This is a genomic window from Halobacillus sp. ABA4_118 (genome assembly GCF_056160205.1).
The window spans coordinates 362,977-377,909 of record NZ_JBSWWS010000001.1; the positions used below are offsets into that span (position 1 = coordinate 362,977).

General features: G+C 47.9%; 10 protein-coding genes and 3 rRNA genes. 2 read left to right on the top strand and 11 right to left on the bottom strand.

Features of this window, described 5'->3' with window-relative positions; translation table 11 throughout:
* Complete coding sequence (gene pepV, locus ACXAGL_RS01905) at positions 1-1,371, bottom strand: dipeptidase PepV (protein WP_474989593.1); 1,371 nt, start codon at positions 1,369-1,371, stop codon at positions 1-3.
* On the bottom strand, positions 1,368-2,393 hold the full coding sequence (locus ACXAGL_RS01910) for a potassium channel family protein (RefSeq protein ID WP_474989595.1): 1,026 nt from the start codon (positions 2,391-2,393) through the stop codon (positions 1,368-1,370). The genes pepV and ACXAGL_RS01910 overlap by 4 nt, the downstream gene beginning before the upstream one ends.
* Positions 2,394-2,575: 182 nt before the next feature.
* Between ACXAGL_RS01910 and ACXAGL_RS01915 the strand changes: the two genes are divergently transcribed.
* On the top strand, positions 2,576-2,773 hold the full coding sequence (locus ACXAGL_RS01915; RefSeq protein ID WP_474970429.1) for a DeoR family transcriptional regulator: 198 nt from the start codon (positions 2,576-2,578) through the stop codon (positions 2,771-2,773).
* Between the two features lie 72 nt (positions 2,774-2,845).
* Here ACXAGL_RS01915 and ACXAGL_RS01920 read toward each other — a convergent pair whose 3' ends face one another.
* Positions 2,846-3,565, bottom strand: a complete 720-nt coding sequence (locus ACXAGL_RS01920) for a pseudouridine synthase (protein ID WP_474971125.1) — start codon at positions 3,563-3,565, stop codon at positions 2,846-2,848.
* Between the two features lie 12 nt (positions 3,566-3,577).
* The gene (locus ACXAGL_RS01925; protein ID WP_474969246.1) at positions 3,578-5,185 is read right to left on the bottom strand and encodes a putative polysaccharide biosynthesis protein; all 1,608 of its coding nucleotides are present in this window, start codon (positions 5,183-5,185) and stop codon (positions 3,578-3,580) included.
* A 103-nt stretch (positions 5,186-5,288) separates the two neighbouring features.
* Between ACXAGL_RS01925 and ACXAGL_RS01930 the strand changes: the two genes are divergently transcribed.
* Positions 5,289-6,548: a BaiN/RdsA family NAD(P)/FAD-dependent oxidoreductase gene (locus ACXAGL_RS01930; RefSeq protein WP_474969247.1), complete on the top strand. Its 1,260-nt coding sequence runs from the start codon at positions 5,289-5,291 to the stop codon at positions 6,546-6,548.
* Positions 6,549-6,874: 326 nt separating this feature from the next.
* Here ACXAGL_RS01930 and ACXAGL_RS01935 read toward each other — a convergent pair whose 3' ends face one another.
* From ACXAGL_RS01935 to ACXAGL_RS01965, 7 genes are all read right to left on the bottom strand, one after another.
* Positions 6,875-7,144, bottom strand: coding sequence for a hypothetical protein (locus ACXAGL_RS01935; RefSeq protein WP_474969249.1), 270 nt, complete (start codon positions 7,142-7,144; stop codon positions 6,875-6,877).
* Positions 7,145-7,520: 376 nt separating this feature from the next.
* Positions 7,521-8,687, bottom strand: a complete 1,167-nt coding sequence (locus ACXAGL_RS01940) for an iron-containing alcohol dehydrogenase (RefSeq protein WP_474989597.1) — start codon at positions 8,685-8,687, stop codon at positions 7,521-7,523.
* Positions 8,688-8,922: 235 nt separating this feature from the next.
* Positions 8,923-9,036, bottom strand: a 5S ribosomal RNA gene (gene rrf / locus ACXAGL_RS01945).
* 201 nt (positions 9,037-9,237) lie between these two features.
* A 23S ribosomal RNA gene (locus ACXAGL_RS01950) occupies positions 9,238-12,154 on the bottom strand.
* Positions 12,155-12,324: 170 nt separating this feature from the next.
* Positions 12,325-13,889: ribosomal RNA gene (locus ACXAGL_RS01955) — 16S ribosomal RNA — on the bottom strand.
* The 16S, 23S and 5S rRNA genes sit together here, the layout of an rRNA operon.
* A gap of 371 nt (positions 13,890-14,260) precedes the next feature.
* A complete protein-coding gene (locus tag ACXAGL_RS01960) occupies positions 14,261-14,593 on the bottom strand; it encodes a rhodanese-like domain-containing protein (protein ID WP_474969251.1) in 333 nt (110 codons plus the stop codon).
* A gap of 22 nt (positions 14,594-14,615) precedes the next feature.
* Entirely contained in the window at positions 14,616-14,927 is a 312-nt protein-coding gene (locus tag ACXAGL_RS01965; RefSeq protein WP_474969252.1) for a rhodanese-like domain-containing protein, read from the bottom strand.
* Positions 14,928-14,933: the final 6 nt, after the last annotated feature.

A 14,933-nucleotide genomic window follows, 5' to 3' on the forward strand; every position in this document is an offset into this window, starting at 1 on the left:
TTATTTTGTCAGCCGGTACAGGCTTTCCGCATAAATTTCCATGGCTTTTACCATATCCTTCAACCTGACATGTTCATCAGACTGATGTGCAGTATCCGGACTGTCGGCAAACATGGCCCCGAAAGCGACTCCGGTGGTCAAAGAACGGGCATAAGTGGCTCCTCCAATGGACAAAGCTTCTGACTGGCCGCCGGTGGCTTCGTTATAGACGGACAACAGCGTCTGTACTAAAGGATCCTCTTTCTCAACGTAGAGAGACGCCAGATGATCGTAAATCTCCACCGTTCCTCCATTTGTTTCCAAGGCGGTGTGCAATTGTTCCATCACTTGCTCTGCGTCCGCCGTTACAGGATAGCGGAGGTTCAGCCCGACTCTCCATTCTTCCTTTGTCTTTTCCAAAGAGCCCAGATTTGATGTTAATGGTCCGGATACGTCATCAGAACTGTTCAAACCGAGACCTCTGCCGTCCGTATCTGTAAAGCAGGCAAGCAGCTGTGAAACAAGCTGACGGTCGATTTTAGGAAGCGGAAGAGAGAAGAGAAAGTCCAAAAGGTCTATCAGCGCGTTTTTCCCTGTTTCCGGACGGCTTGCATGAGCCGCTTTCCCTTTGAACACAATTTGGACAGCCTTCTCTTTCTCCTCCAGGTATGCATCTGCTTGATGTTCGTTCATGTAGGCATCAAAAGCCGAGCGAACGGACCCTGTCAATTCGACTACGGCCTCATCCGGAACCATATTCAACGGTCCTCCCCCTTTCACCCGTAAGAGGCGGACGTCACCTTCCCCGTCCGCTGCAGCAGGATACGAAGCATAAGCATCAAGCAGCCCTTTTTCAGCATGAATCACCGGAAAAGAAGCGTCTGGCGTGAAGCCCGCCACAGGCATGGGCTCCTTTTTAAAATAATGGCTGATCCCCTGCCAGTCCCGCTCTTCATCTGTACCGAGGATAAGCCGTATTCTCTTCTTAGGCTGGAATCCTTGGTCCTTCAGCATTTTCATGGCCATATAGGCAGCCATCACAGGTCCTTTATCATCCTGGGCTCCGCGTCCGTACAGGTTATTATCCCTTACAGCAGCTTCAAAGGGCGGGGATGTCCATCCTTCTCCCGCAGGAACCACATCAAGATGGCCGAGCACCCCGATGATTTCGTCTCCTTCTCCAAATTCGATGTGTCCAGCAAAGTCGTCGATGTTCTTTGTTACAAACCCGTCTTTCTCTCCAAGCGCAAGCATATGGGATAAGGCCTCCTGTATGGCAGGTCCAAATGGTGTATCCTCGTCTTTCTCATAAACACTTGGAATGCTGATCAGTTCACCAGCATGAGTAAGGAAGGAATCCAAATACGCTTCACTTAATGTTTTAAAATTCATGATTGTCCTCCTTTAGAAAGAATGGCGTCATACGTGGCTTTATCACAAACAGCATAAAGTTCTGCATTCTCAGGAATCGGCTCATCCAGCTTTCGATTAATCGCCAGATCATTCCGGTCTGCGATAAGAGTGGCTCCTTCAGATAGAAGATTTTGAAAGGCATCCTTGTAAGTACGCCACTCCGGACGGGTCGGAATGTAAAAGAGGTCCTCTCCTACAGAACGCTTCAGAAGCTGTCCATAAATTCCAGAAACCCCTTTTCTGAATGCTGCCCGGACTGCCAAAGAGGAAATCGTTTCACTGGAGACGATAAATTCATCCACCTGGGCATGCTTAAAGTTCTTGATGTGTTTTTCCTCCATCACTTCAACGATCGTATGGACACCCGGAGCCAGATTTTCAACGGATGAAGCAATCAGAAGTGTTTTTCCATCAATCATCTGATTGCTGGTCATCTGATCATCAGCAAAAATCAGTACAGCTTTCGCTTTGGTTATATTGGCTTTTTCCAATGTGTTTTGATCTCCCGCATCTCCTTTTATGTAATGAATGTTTTCTGAAAGCATAGGAGCTTCCGGGAGCTGATCGATCAATACGATTTCACAGTCTTCATGCGTATCCAGCATTTCCTTCACAGCAAATTCTGTTTTCTGTGACCAGCCGATAATCACAAAATGGTCTTGATCTTTATACACGATATCACCTTCCAGACGTTTTTTTCTATAAATGGCCAGACTATCAACGACCTTACCAATCACGATTCCAATCAGACCGATTCCGAAGATATATAAAAACATGGCTATCAGGCGCCCACCAGCACTGACAGGAGAGTAATCCCCGTAACCTACTGTGGTTACCGTTGTCATGACCCACCAGAACCCATCGAATAGTGTCGGGAAGGTATCATTCTCCACGATAACGATCAAAATACTGGATAGAAGCAGCAGGGCTATGCTTGTTAAGAAAAGGACAAGATTGTTGACCTTTACCATTTTTAAAAGAATTTTTCTGAAAAAGTACAATTTCATACCTCCGATCTTTAATAATCTGTAAATAAGGTGAATAATCTGTAAATTGAGAGGATTATAGTAGCACGATACCTTTCATTATTGTAGAATGAAACCAACTTCAGAGATTCACTGGCACCACAAGTTCCATATAATGACGATTAAGGAGTGGTTTTTTGAATCATCCATCATCACGTATGCTCACCCGGATCAAAGCTGTCTACCTTTACATTAGAGAAAAAGGGACAGTCTCGACAAATGAGTTAGCAGATGAGTTTGGTATCACTGATCGCACAATGCAGAGGGACTTAAGCATATTGGAATACAATGGACTCGTCGCCAGTCCACACCGTGGAAGGTGGTCAATCACTGAAAAGAGGGTTAAAATCTCATAATTGAATCATTATCTCTTCTTATATAGATGACACCCGGTCGTGGACCGGGTGTTTTTTTGCTTATTCTCGAACTTAGAGGTTTGTTATATTCATCAAATACTCCAGTTCCTCATCCGTCAGCTCACGGTATTCTCCAAGCTCCAGCTCTTCATCAAGAACCAGTTCCCCCATTTTAATCCGCTGCAGGTATACAACCTTCTTTCCTACAGCTTCGAACATCCGCTTTACCTGATGGAATTTGCCTTCGGTAATCGTCAGTTCGATTTCCGAAAATTCATCAGAAGAAAGAATGACCAGCTCCCCCGGTTTCGTATGATAGCCGTCATCCAGCGTGACCCCTGAAGCGAATTTTTCCACATCGCTCTCAGTGACTTTCCCTTCTATACGGGCAAAGTAGGTTTTTCCCACGTCTTTTTTCGGAGAAGTCAGCCGGTGGTTCAGCTGACCGTCGTTCGTGATCAGGAGCAGGCCTTCTGTATCCTTATCGAGTCTCCCGACAGGAAACGGTTCAAAGACGATATCCTCCGGCTGGAGAATATCGATCACTGTTGTCTCATGCGGATCTTCGGTAGCGGATATTAAATCCCCCGGCTTGTTCATCATTAGATAGATAAATTCCCGGTACTCCACTTCGTCGCCCATAACCGTCACTAAGTCTTCCTTGGGATCCACATGGGTTTTCGGGCTTTTTTCCGGTTCGCCGTTGATGCGGACATGGCCGCTCTTCAAAAGGCCTTTCACCTCTTTACGAGTTCCATAGCCCATATTGGCAAGCAGTTTATCAATTCTCAATCCTATTCCTCCTTAGCTGCGCTTCAAAAACTTATCCAGCACACGGACTCTTCCGCCCAGTACATGTTCAAGCAGTGTCGTCTTGTAGGCCGTCCACAAGTAGACGATTCCGCCGGCCCCTATACTGATGATCAATACGATCAAAGCATCCAGACGGTTTTCAGTGGGTTCAAATACAAAACCGAGCAGCCATTTGACTAGAAGTACCGTTACGGCCATGACTGCTGTCAGAATGACGACAAGCAGCGTACGCTTCAGCAGCTGCTTATAAGAAAAGTCGATGGTCGTAAAAATACGCCAGAAGTTCAGGCTGACAGCTGCAGCCACACCGATACCTGTCGCTAAAATCGCGCCTTTGGCGCCAAGCATCTGGATAAGCCACCAATTTAAGCTGAGCTTCAGCAGGATTCCTGTTCCGAGACTGACAACAGCGAAATTTTGTTTATTCACCCCTTGAAGAATTGAAGAAGTGACCGTATATAAGGCCAGGAACAGCCCTACTGGTGCATACCACCTGAGAAGATCTCCGCGGTATTCTATCTCATCCACGCCGTAAAACGTTCCATACGCTTCCCACGCGACGACAGATAAGCCGGCGACAGCAGGAATGATCAGCAGCGCGACAATCTGGAGGGCCTGGTTGATCTGTTTGTTCAAACGGTCCATCTCATTTTTCGTAAACGCCTGTGTAATCGCAGGCAGCAGCGCCAGAGATAAACCAAGGCCGAGCGTAACCGGAATCATAATCAATTTATGACTTAGAAAATTTATGATGGAAAAAGCATTGTTATATTCAGCGCCTGAGGCCTTAATCGCTTTTTCCAAAGTAAACTGGTCGACCAGCTGGTATAAAGGCGTAGCAATCCCGACCAGAATGAAAGGACCGGCATAGGTGAACAATTCCTTGAACATTTCCTTATTGGACAATCCGTACGTATATTCCTGAGCCTGAATTTGATTTTCCAGGAAAGGTTTACGCTTTCTCCAATACACGTACAGAACGATACAGGAAGCAATTCCTCCGATAAAAGCGGCAAACGTTGCAAAACCGACCGCCTGATGGACAGGGCCGCCCAGCACCTGGACAATAACAAAAGCAGAAGCCAGAAGAAAAACAATCCGGACAATTTGTTCAACGACCTGTGATACGGCCGTAGGGGCCATAGACTCATGTCCCTGGAAGAAGCCTCGTGTAATACTCATCGGCGGTATTACGAGCAAGGCGAAACTGACCATCTGAATGACCATCGTCGCATGACCAAGGCGGTCAGAATCCGAGCCGATTGTCCATATGGCTACCTGTTCAGCTGAGAAGTACAGCATTAAAAACGCGATGACTCCTGTGATGGACATCAGGGTCATCCCCGCTTTCAGCATCCGCTGACCGGTCTCGTAATCACCAAGCGAGTTGTATTTGGACACAAACTTGGAAACAGCGACAGGAACACCCATGCTCGATAAGCTGAGCAGAATGCTGTAGGGAACATAAGCAATGGAAAATAGGTCGGTCCCGTCTGTTCCCACCATATTTTCAAACGGAACCGTATAAATCATTCCCAGGAACTTGGATAGGAAAGTTCCTGCAGTCAATAACAAGGTACCTTTAAGTATTTTTGACATAATTCGCTTTTCACCTTCAATTTTATTGTAGAATCGACCTCATCTATTTTATCATAGATAGAGGATAAACAAGGAACGATGAGATAAGAAAGGGACGACATTTATGAATTACCATGTAACCGTCATCGGCGGAGGGCCTTCAGGGCTTATGGCAGCCATCGCTGCTGCTGAACAGGGTGTAAGTACGCTCTTGATTGAAAAAGGAAAAAAGCTGGGCACCAAGCTTGCCATCTCCGGAGGCGGGCGCTGCAATGTTACGAACCGCCTTCCAGAAGAGGAAGTCATCAAGCATGTACCAGGAAACGGAAAGTTCCTATACAGTCCATTTTCTGTTTTTAACAATTACGATATCATTGACTTCTTTGAGGGGCTTGGAGTCGCGCTCAAAGAAGAAGACCACGGCCGGATGTTTCCGGTCAGTAATAAGGCGAAGGATGTTGTCCAGGCCCTTCTGAACCGGATGGATGAATTGAATATCGAAGTAAGAAAAGAAACGCCTGTGGATGCCATTCATTACGGAGAAAACGAACACGAGATCATTTTGAAGTCCAAAGAGAAGATACAAACGAATGCTGTAGTCATTGCGGCCGGCGGGAAAGCTGTCCCGCATACCGGATCTACCGGAGATGGCTATGCATGGGCGAAGAAAGCAGGACATACGATTACAAAGCTGTTTCCGACAGAAGTGCCTCTGCTGTCAAACGACACTGTAATTAAACAAAAGACTCTTCAGGGACTTTCTCTGCGGGGTGTGAACGTATCGGTATTAAATCCGAAAGGCAGAAAGATCATCACCCACCGGATGGATATGCTGTTCACTCACTTCGGTCTTTCCGGGCCTGCTGTTTTACGCTGCTCTCAATATGTCGTGAAAGAGCTGATGAAAGGCCACTCACCTGTGCAGGTAGAGATTGATGCTCTTCCTGACCAGCATGAACAATCCCTGCACGATGAGCTTCAGAAAACGATGAAAGACCAGCCCAAAAAAGCTTTTCGGAATGTAGTCAAGGGGATGGTTCCTGAACGTCTGCTCGACTATGTTCTGGATCAGTCCGAAATCGATCGTGAGGATAAAGCGGCGAACTTGTCCAATCAGCAGCTCCACCAATTCGTTCAACTGCTGAAACACTTTACCGTTCACGTACACGATTCCCAGCCGATCGAAAAAGCTTTCGTAACAGGTGGCGGTGTTTCTATCAAGGAAATCGTCCCGAATACCATGCAGTCGAAATTCATGCCGGGACTTTATTTCTGTGGAGAAGTTCTGGACATTCACGGATATACCGGCGGATACAATATTACCTCAGCAATGGTCACCGGCCGTGTAGCGGGCATGCACGCAGCATGGGAAGCGATGGCATGACAAAAAAGTCGAGAAAGGGTCAGCCCTTTCTCGACTTTCTTTGTTTATATTCTGTTTCCCGGCCAAGCTCACGGTTGATCAACAGCTGCATTTCCTCACGGTTCTCCGGCATGATAACCGGATCCTCCTCATGCCAATCCACCATATAAATAATATAGAAACGCCGTATCCTTCTGAAATATACGGTTGAATGTGGAAACGTATCGAAATATCCGCGGACCATTTTCCTACGTGAATAACTCCATCTCGTCAGTTGTATGATGATCACCCCGAACATATATTCTCATCATCAGTATAACGAGGAATCTATGAAAATTCAACCGGAATTACCAAATAAAAACCAGTCCTAAAAACGAGAATAAGAGACTGCTGAAGAGGTAAAGATATCCATAGGCCTGCAGCCGGTCCCACCTGTTCGTCAAACCGAAAACACCTGCAATAGCCAGCCATACGATCATAGCCACAAAAATCATATGCTGGATTTCTCCAATATCTTCTTTCAGAGAAACAAGATAAAACCCAAGGGGGAGAAGCAGCAGAAGAACGGCATACTTCCAATTCCAAAATGTATTGCGTTTTCTTTCAAATTGAACCATTTCAAACGCTCCTTCATTCCTTATGTATACATCTTCCCGCCTATATTTTACCACACTTTAATAGATTCATGGATGGATCATATCCCTATCCAATAGTCTCTGTTATTGCTTGGTGTTGTTATTTAACATGTGAGCTCCTATCCCCCCTTTCTGTCATGGGATTTGTAGGAGGCGACCGGGAATGACTCCCTTTCCGTGGGGTACCGTGAGCCGCGGAAAGCGGACGGTTTTCCCTGCCATCCCATGCTCTGAGTAAACAACGGACCCCTAATTCCAGACGGAAACGATTTAGTAATCGTTTAAAATATCAACAACCGACTTTAACAGAGCTATTCAATAAAAAACACCCGGTCAGGAACCGGGTGTTTTTCATGAATTAAAAGTCTACATCTTTACCATAGTAAGCAGCGATGAACAATTGTTTCATCTGCTCTACAGAAGTTTCACGAGGGTTCGTTCCAGTACATGGATCTTCTACAGCATTGGCAGCCATTTGATCGACATGTTCTTTAAACAACTCTTCTTCTACACCAAAGTCTTTCAGTGTATTTGGTACATCCATCTCTTTATTCAGATTGCGTACCCATTCAATCAGACGATCTACGAGTTCTTCATCTGTCTGTCCGGAAAGGCCGATCCGGCGGGCAAGAGCTGCATAGCGGTCTTCCACTACACTGCGGTTGAATTGAATGACATATGGAAGATAAATCGCGTTCGCACAGCCGTGTGGAACACCAAAGGTCGGTCCACTCTTATGCGCCAGGCTGTGAACGTTCCCGAGAACAGCATTTGCAAAAGCCATGCCTGCCATCGCTTGAGCGTAATGAACTTTTTCACGGGAATCCTGGTTGTCTTTGTAAGAAGCCAGGAGATGCTGATCCAATGTCTCCAACGCCTCAATGGACAAAGCGTCAGTGAAGGTCGTCCTCGGTTTCGCCACATAAGCTTCAATGCTGTGTGTTACAGCATCCATACCACTATAGGCGGTCACGTGCTTCGGCATCGATTCAACCATAACCGGGTCAATGACAGCAAGGTCTGGTGTCAGGTCAAAATCAGCCAGCGGATATTTCACCCCTGTTTCTGATTCTGTAATGACAGAGAGGTTGGAAATCTCTGACGCTGTACCACTTGTTGTCGGGATTCCGATAAATTTCGCTTTCCCTCTTAGAGCCGGCAGATTAAATGGCTCCATTGCGTCCTGGAAGCTGAGTTCCGGGTGTTCATAGAAAATCCAGAAGGCTTTGGCAGCATCCATTGGGGACCCGCCTCCGATACCAATGATCCAGTCCGGCTCATAGTTTTTCACTTCTTCCAGATGATTGTTAACTAAGTCCGTAGACGGCTCTTCTGTAATACCTTCAATGACTTGCGTTTCTATATCCGCTTTAGACAAATGTTGTTTAATCGTATCCAGATTTCCATTTTCTTTTACTGAGCCTCCGCCAATAACAAGGAGTGCCCGCTTACCTTTGATCTCCTGAAGGATTTCAAGAGCATTTTCACCAAAGTATATATCGCGTGGGATTGTAAATCGATTCATGTTCAATACCTCCAAACTAGATTTGAACTCACAGAGGGAACATAACCGTTTACCTGCTATGTTAAACACAGCAGCAGGCTTATGGAACAAATTCGTGACCAAAGACTCGTTTTCCCCACTGTAAAACCAGTCCTTTAGACACGCTTCTTTATTTCTTCATAAGAGAAGAGCAAACTATAAATCATCATTAGAAAACAAAAAAAACCCTTCAGGATAATCCTGAAGGGTTCGTGTGACGTGGCAGCGTCCTACTCTCACGGGGGTAAACCCGACTACCATCGGCGCTGAAGAGCTTAACTACTGTGTTCGGCATGGGAACAGGTGTGACCTCTCCGCCTTCACCACCACATCAATATAAAGTTTGAGGTAAACCCTCAAAACCAGATAAGGAAACAACTATTGATTAAAACACGATTCACGAAGTTTAGTCCGGCTGCAGCTCCTAAATCCTCGCTGTTCTAAGCACACCTTCTTCAAGACTGAAAAACACAGTCTTTACGAATGTTTGCTTAGCCAGTCGGATTTGACCAGTCGCTTTCGCCTTCTTCATATAGATAAGTCATCGATCCATTAGTATCCGTCAGCTCCACGTGTCACCACGCTTCCACCTCGGACCTATCAACCTCATCGTCTCTGAGGGATCTTATCTGCTCGAAGCAGAGGGAAATCTCATCTCAAGGGGGGCTTCATGCTTAGATGCTTTCAGCACTTATCCCGACCACACGTAGCTACCCAGCGATGCTCCTGGCGGAACAACTGGTACACCAGCGGTGTGTCCATCCCGGTCCTCTCGTACTAAGGACAGCTCCTTTCAAATTTCCAACGCCCACGACGGATAGGGACCGAACTGTCTCACGACGTTCTGAACCCAGCTCGCGTACCGCTTTAATGGGCGAACAGCCCAACCCTTGGGACCGACTACAGCCCCAGGATGCGATGAGCCGACATCGAGGTGCCAAACCTCCCCGTCGATGTGGACTCTTGGGGGAGATAAGCCTGTTATCCCCGGGGTAGCTTTTATCCGTTGAGCGACGGCCCTTCCATACGGTACCGCCGGATCACTAAGCCCGACTTTCGTCCCTGCTCGACTTGTAGGTCTCGCAGTCAAGCTCCCTTGTGCCTTTACACTCTGCGAATGATTTCCAACCATTCTGAGGGAACCTTTGGGCGCCTCCGTTACTCTTTAGGAGGCGACCGCCCCAGTCAAACTGCCCACCTGACACTGTCTCCGGACCGGATTACGGTCCTGGGTTAGAATGTCCGTACAGCAAGGGTAGTATCCCACCAGCGCCTCCACCGAAGCTGGCGCTCCGGTTTCCAAGGCTCCTACCTATCCTGTACAAGCTGTACCAACATTCAATATCAGGCTGCAGTAAAGCTCCACGGGGTCTTTCCGTCCTGTCGCGGGTAATGTGCATCTTCACACATAGTATAATTTCACCGGGTCTCTCGTTGAGACAGTGCCCAAGTCGTTGCACCTTTCGTGCGGGTCGGAACTTACCCGACAAGGAATTTCGCTACCTTAGGACCGTTATAGTTACGGCCGCCGTTTACTGGGGCTTCGGTTCAACGCTTCGCATAAGCTAACGCATCCCCTTAACCTTCCAGCACCGGGCAGGTGTCAGCCCCTATACTTCGCCTTACGGCTTCGCAGAGACCTGTGTTTTTGGTAAACAGTCGCTTGGGCCTTTTCACTGCGGCTCCTCGGCAGAGGAGCACCCCTTCTCCCGAAGTTACGGGGTCATTTTGCCGAGTTCCTTAACGAGAGTTCTCCCGCTCACCTTAGGATACTCTCCTCGCCTACCTGTGTCGGTTTGCGGTACGGGCACCTCTTTCCTCATTAGAGGCTTTTCTTGGCAGTGTGAAATCAGGAGCTTCGGTACTATAGTTCCCTCCCCATCACAGCTTGACGTTGCCGGACGGATTTGCCTATTCCGACCGTCTCACTGCTTGGACGTGCACATCCAATGGCACGCTCTCCTTATCCTCCTGCGTCCCCCCGTCATTCAAACGGAAAGGAGGTGGTACAGGAATATCAACCTGTTGTCCATCGCCTACGCCTTTCGGCCTCGGCTTAGGTCCCGACTAACCCTGAGAGGACGAGCCTTCCTCAGGAAACCTTAGGCATTCGGTGAAAGAGATTCTCACTCTTTTTTCGCTACTCATACCGGCATTCTCACTTCTAAGCGCTCCACCAGTCCTTACGGTCTGACTTCGCAGCACTTAGAACGCTCTCCTACCACTGATCATAAGATCAATCCGCAGCTTCGGTGGTGTGTTTAGCCCCGGTACATTTTCGGCGCAGAGTCACTCGACCAGTGAGCTATTACGCACTCTTTGAATGATGGCTGCTTCTAAGCCAACATCCTGGTTGTCTAAGCAACTCCACATCCTTTTCCACTTAACACACACTTTGGGACCTTAGCTGGCGGTCTGGGCTGTTTCCCTCTCGACCATGAACCTTATCACCCACGGTCTGACTCCCAGAACAAAGTCTATGGCATTCGGAGTTTGACTGAATTCGGTAACCCGATAGGGGCCCCTCGTCCAATCAGTGCTCTACCTCCATGACTTTCTATTCTGAGGCTAGCCCTAAAGCTATTTCGGAGAGAACCAGCTATCTCCGTGTTCGATTGGCATTTCACCCCTACCCACACCTCATCCCCGTAATTTTCAACTTACGTGGGTTCGGGCCTCCAGTCAGTGTTACCTGACCTTCACCCTGGACATGGGTAGATCACACGGTTTCGGGTCTACGACCGCATACTCACTCGCCCTGTTCAGACTCGCTTTCGCTGCGGCTCCGCTTCTGCTGCTTAACCTCGCATACGGTCGTAACTCGCCGGTTCATTCTACAAAAGGCACGCCGTCACCCATTAACGGGCTCCGACTACTTGTAGGCACACGGTTTCAGGTTCTATTTCACTCCCCTTCCGGGGTGCTTTTCACCTTTCCCTCACGGTACTGGTTCACTATCGGTTACTAGGGAGTATTTAGCCTTGGGAGATGGTCCTCCCGGATTCCGACGGAATTCCTCGTGTTCCGCCGTACTCAGGATCCACTCCGGAGAGAGGAAGATTTCGACTACAGGGCTGTTACCCTCTTCGGCTGATCTTTCCAGATCGATTCGTCTATCTTCCTCCTTGATAACTCCAAAGGAGTGTCCTACAACCCCAGAAAGCAAGCTTTCTGGTTTGGGCTGATTCCGTTTCGCTCGCCGCTACTTGGGAAATCGCGTTTGCTTTCTCTTCCTCCGGGTACTTAGATGTTTCAGTTCCCCGGGTCTGCCTTCCTATACCTATGTATTCAGTATAGGATACTGTCCCATTACGAACAGTGGGTTTCCCCATTCGGAAATCTCCGGGTCAAAGCCTGCTTACGGCTCGCCGGAGCATATCGGTGTTAGTCCCGTCCTTCATCGGCTCCTAGTACCAAGGCATCCACCGTGCGCCCTTATTCACTTAACTATCTTCGTGAAAAGACGTTTATATAAATCAATTAGATGTCTTGTCATCATGATCTCATCGCTAGATGAGTCATAATTCCTTATCCAGTTTTCAAGGTTCACAAATTTGAAAGATGCTTTGATCTCTCAAAACTGAACAACCAACACAGTACGTTTCCGTAATATCCTTAGAAAGGAGGTGATCCAGCCGCACCTTCCGATACGGCTACCTTGTTACGACTTCACCCCAATCATTGGCCCCACCTTCGGCGGCTGGCTCCAAAAAGGTTACCTCACCGACTTCGGGTGTTGCCAACTCTCGTGGTGTGACGGGCGGTGTGTACAAGGCCCGGGAACGTATTCACCGCGGCATGCTGATCCGCGATTACTAGCGATTCCGGCTTCATGCAGGCGAGTTGCAGCCTGCAATCCGAACTGAGAATGGTTTTATGGGATTTGCTACACCTCGCGGCTTCGCTGCCCTTTGTACCATCCATTGTAGCACGTGTGTAGCCCAGGTCATAAGGGGCATGATGATTTGACGTCATCCCCGCCTTCCTCCGGTTTGTCACCGGCAGTCACCTTAGAGTGCCCAACTGAATGCTGGCAACTAAGATTAGGGGTTGCGCTCGTTGCGGGACTTAACCCAACATCTCACGACACGAGCTGACGACAACCATGCACCACCTGTCACTTGGTCCCCGAAGGGAAATCCCTATCTCTAGGGAGGTCCAAGGATGTCAAGACCTGGTAAGGTTCTTCGCGTTGCTTCGAATTAAACCACATGCTCCACCGCTTGTGCGGGCCCCCGTCAATTCCTTTGAGTTTCAGCCTTGCGGCCGTACTCCCCAGGCGGAGTGCTTAATGCGTTAACTTCAGCACTAAGGGGTGGAAGCCCCCTAACACCTAGCACTCATCGTTTACGGCGTGGACTACCAGGGTATCTAATCCTGTTTGCTACCCACGCTTTCGCACCTCAGCGTCAGAAACAGACCAGAGAGTCGCCTTCGCCACTGGTGTTCCTCCACATATCTACGCATTTCACCGCTACACGTGGAATTCCACTCTCCTCTTCTGTCCTCAAGTTCCCCAGTTTCCAATGACCCTCCACGGTTGAGCCGTGGGCTTTCACATCAGACTTAAGGAACCGCCTGCGCGCGCTTTACGCCCAATAATTCCGGACAACGCTTGCCCCCTACGTATTACCGCGGCTGCTGGCACGTAGTTAGCCGGGGCTTCCTCGTCAGGTACCGTCAAGGTACCGCTCTATTCGCACGGTACTTGTTCTTCCCTGACAACAGAACTTTACGATCCGAAGACCTTCATCGTTCACGCGGCGTTGCTCCGTCAGACTTTCGTCCATTGCGGAAGATTCCCTACTGCTGCCTCCCGTAGGAGTCTGGGCCGTGTCTCAGTCCCAGTGTGGCCGATCACCCTCTCAGGTCGGCTACGCATCGTTGCCTTGGTGAGCCGTTACCTCACCAACTAGCTAATGCGCCGCGGGCCCATCTGTAAGTGATAGCGAGAAGCCATCTTTCAACTTATCTTCATGCGAAGAAAAGTATTACCCGGCATTAGCCCCGGTTTCCCGGGGTTATTCCGATCTTACAGGCAGGTTGCCCACGTGTTACTCACCCGTCCGCCGCTCGTTCCACGAGCTTCACCCCGAAGGGATCCGCTCGCTTCCCGCGCTCGACTTGCATGTATTAGGCACGCCGCCAGCGTTCGTCCTGAGCCAGGATCAAACTCTCCATAAAAGTAGTTTGACTTGCTCATCTGCACACCGAATGTGCTTGTTTCAAATTTCTTCATTAAAGAAGAAACGTTTTGACGTACTGGTTGGTTCGTTCAGTTTTCAAAGATCAAATACCGCCTATTCGACAGTAATCAAATTCTAGCATAACTACTCTTATTTCGTCAATAGCATTTACTAGATTTTGTTGATTTTTTTACGTTGCTGCTGGTTTCTCTGAAGCAACGTTTACTATATTACATGTTATACACCGTTACGTCAATAGAATGATAGATATCTTTATCAACTTTTTATATTCAACTATTATCATGGTTTTCCTGTATGGATATAATCCCGACAGATAAAAAAATGAGTCTCTTCTAGTGTCGAAGAGACTCATTCAGGCTGCAAGTAATAGACGGCCTTTCCTTTTTTCTTTCTGATCATACGTGCGGCCATCCGTGCGGCCCGTTTATTGTCGGAAATGACCAGGATATCTTTTGTGCAGTCAAATCGTTCCTTTAAAGCCCGGGACAAATAATTTAACGGAATGTTCTCAGCTCCAGGATAGGGGGAACGGTGGGCGATAATGTAATCCCTGATATCAATCACACAGACGTTATCCTCTGAATAAGACTGTTCGAAATAAGACTTCAGAGATGATCTCCGTTTATAGTAGAACAGGGTGGTCAGGAATATTATTATGGCCGATCCATATACGAATTCCATTGTTCTCACAACCCTTTCAGGATTAAAAGACGAGTTCTCCGTCCCATTTCAACATGCCGCCTTCCATATTCGATACATTGGAGAAGCCTTTTTCCTTCATAAATTCTGATGCGTTCATGCTTCTGCGGCCGGAGCGGCAGACCATCACATAGGATTCATCTTTTGGAAGCTGATCTACGGACTGCGGGATGTCGCTTAGTTTAATGTGTCTGGCCCCAGGAATCATACCTTGAGCCACTTCATCATCTTCCCTGACATCTATGACTTTAATATCTTCATTATTGTTCAGTTTGTTTTCGACTTCTTGTGGTGTTATTTCTTTAATTTGGTTCACGATAAC